Origin of the sequence: Streptomyces nanhaiensis, from assembly GCF_046614825.1 — a bacterium.
Classification (GTDB): Bacteria; Actinomycetota; Actinomycetes; order Streptomycetales; family Streptomycetaceae; genus Streptomyces; species Streptomyces radiopugnans.
The window spans coordinates 1-539 of the sequence record NZ_JBKJFM010000392.1 but is presented as its reverse complement, the minus strand read 5'-3'; the positions used below and the strand labels follow the sequence as shown (position 1 = coordinate 539).

The 539-nt window shown below is 69.0% G+C and carries 1 protein-coding gene; it reads left to right on the top strand.

Features of this window, described 5'->3' with window-relative positions; genetic code table 11:
• Positions 1-25 precede the first annotated feature (25 nt).
• A partial coding sequence (locus tag ACLIYP_RS30760) for a Rossmann-fold NAD(P)-binding domain-containing protein (RefSeq protein ID WP_412716345.1) occupies positions 26-539 on the top strand: 514 nt, incomplete at its 3' end.

The following is a 539-nucleotide window of genomic DNA, read 5'->3' as shown; positions in this document are numbered from 1 at the left end:
CGCAGCCGAACTCCACGTGTCAGGCATGGAGATCGCGTGGCCAGATGTGCTCGCCGATCTGGGCGTCACGCCTTCGCACCGGGTCGAGCTGCCGACGTACGCGTTCCAGCGCAGCCGGTACTGGCTCGACGCAACATCGGGGCGCAGGGAGCGGACCGGTAGTTCGCCGCTGGACGGCTGGCGCTACCGGGTGGTGTGGCGACCGGTGCCGTCCAGCGCTGCCGAATTCACGGGTGACTGGCTGCTCTTGATTGCTGCCGGTCACGAGGACCGCCCTCTCGTACGGGACATCGTCCGGATCCTCGAGGCCGGGCACGGTGCCGTACGACAGGTCGTGCTCGACACGGCCGACGCCGATCGGGTGCGATTCGGTGAGGAACTACGCAGTGCGCTCGGGGAGTTCGATGCGACGGGCGTGCTGTCGTTGCTCGCGCTGACCGGTGACGACACCACCACAGCAGCACCGACGCTCGCTCTCTTCCAGGCGCTCGGAGACGCGGGCGTCCAGGCTCCGCTCTGGTGCGTCACCCAGGGCGCGG